The organism is Phenylobacterium sp. (assembly GCF_035276905.1).
Classification (GTDB): Bacteria; Pseudomonadota; Alphaproteobacteria; order Caulobacterales; family Caulobacteraceae; genus Phenylobacterium.
This window is the reverse complement of sequence record NZ_DATELG010000173.1, coordinates 1-2,116: the sequence shown is the minus strand read 5'-3', so window position 1 is coordinate 2,116 and position 2,116 is coordinate 1. Positions and strand designations below refer to the sequence as shown.

The 2,116-nt window shown below is 74.4% G+C and carries 1 pseudogene; it reads right to left on the bottom strand.

The annotated features are described in order from the left end of the window. Positions 1–2,116: pseudogene (locus VJS38_RS07945) on the bottom strand (alpha-2-macroglobulin family protein); the annotation flags it as partial.

Below are 2,116 nucleotides of genomic sequence, written 5' to 3'. Positions count from 1 at the left end.
GGCTGCACGCCGGAGGCCTGGATGTTCATCGGCCCGGCGGCGGCCAGCATGGCCTGCGCCGCCTTCAGCAGGTGGGCCTGCTCCTGGGTGTTCAGCGCGTCGGGGGCGCGGACGCTGTTCTCCAGTCGCCCCTGCAGGCTGCGGGCGATGCCGGTCTCGCCGGCCTCGTAGGCCAGGGCGATCACGCCGGCCAGGTCGCGCAGCGGCATCTGGTACCAGTCGCTCTCGTCCTTGTAGCCGAGCGCCGCGACCGCCTGGACGAAGCTGTCGTGGGCGCGCACGCGGTCGCCCATAGCCGCCAGGCCGGCGCCGACCTGGGCGCGCGCCAGCGGCGAGCGCTCGGTCTTGAAGCCGACGTCGTGGAACCAGCGCAGCCGCGGCAGGTCGCCCTGGCCCGCCTTGGCGAGGTCGTAGAGGGCGTAGGCGGCCGCCCGGCTGCGGCGCCGCTCGTTCTCCGCCCGCAGCTGCTTGCCCTCCGGCCCCGACCGGTAGGGGACCTGCATCTGGTAGCCGACTGAGCTGAAGCCGTCGGGCTTGGAGACCAGGCGCATGGCCGAGAGCGCCCGGCCCAGCGCCTCGTCCGGCACGGCGACGCCCTGGGCCCTCGCCTCCAGCAAGAAGTCGACGATGTAGGCGCCGAGCCAGGGATCGGCCTCGCCGTCGCCGACGCGCCACAGGCCGAAGGAGCCGTCCAGCGCCTCGCGGTCGAGCAGCTTGCCGACGGCGGCGGAGAGGTCGGCGGCTGGGCTGCGCAGCCTGGGCGTCCCGCCGAGCTGCGGCGCATAGAGCAGGGGGAAGGCCGCCGAGACTAGCTGCTCGCTGCAGCCATAAGGATAGCGCGACAGGGCCTGGGCGATCGGCGCCGGGTCGAAGCCGCGGAGCGGCGAATAGGAGACCGTCAGGCTCACCCCGCCGGCGGCGAAGCCTGCAAGGGTTCCGGGCGGCGGAGTGTAGGCCTCGCCGGGCTGCTGCAGGGCGGTGATGGCCTTGGTCGACTGGCCCCAGCCCAGCCGGGTCTGCAGCGGATAGCGCTGGTCGCCCGAAAAGCCCGGACCGGTGGTGCGCAGCTCCAGCGCGCCCACGCCGGTGCGGCGCGGAGCCGTGATCTCCAGCGTCTGGGCAAGGCGCTGGCCGCCAGCGAGCGTGTAGGTCCTGGCCGGCGGGACCGCGAAGCCCCCGGCGGCCAGCACTGCGGCGCGATAGCCGCCGGCACGCCCGGCGACGTTGTCGAGCTCCAGCGTCGCCTGGGCGCGGTCGCCTGGCGCCAGGAAGCGGGGCAGGGCGAGCTCGGCCACGACCGGCTCGCGCACCGTCATGTCGGCGACACCGGCGCCCACCGCCTTGTCGGTCCAGGCCACCGCCACGAGCCGAAGCTGACCGTTGAAGGCGCCAGGCGGCAGGCGGACCGTGGCCCGGCCGCGGGCGTCGGTCGTCACCACGCCGGACCACAGCGCCACCGTCTTGATCGGTACGGCGCTCAGGTTCGCCCCGCCCACCTCGTCGCCGCCGAAGTTGACCGCGCCGGCGGGTCCCAGGTTCGGATCGAGCAGCCGGCCGTAGTCGTCGCGGTAGGCCAGGCCGAGCGCGCGCTTGCCGAAGTACCAGGCGGCCGGGTCCGGATCCTTCTGGTGAGTGAGCTGCAGGATCCCTTCGTCCACGGCGGCCAGGGTGACATGGGCGCTCTCGCCCGCGCCCAGGCCCTTGACCGTCAGCGGGATCTGGATCGGCGCCTTGGCGTCGAGCAGCTGCGGGGTCTCCAGGGCGACGCTCAGCTTGCGGCCGCGGGGCTCCAGCGGCACGTAGACCAGGCCCGGCGCCCGCCGCGGCTTGGGGCTGGCCACCGGATCGCGCGGCTGCACGACGGTGGCCAGGACATAGGCGCCGCCGCCCCAGTCGGCGTCGGCCTTGAACCGCACGGTGGCGCCGCCCTTGGGCACAGCGACGGACTTCGAAGTGATCAGCCGGTCGCTGGCCACGACCACCTCGGCTTGGCCGGCGAAGGGCGCCTCGATGCGCACCTCGACGGTGTCACCCGAGTGGTAGCTGGCGCGCACCGCCGAGACCCGTGCGGAATCCGGCGGCTCGACCCCGTCGGCCGGCTCCGACCAGCCGGAGC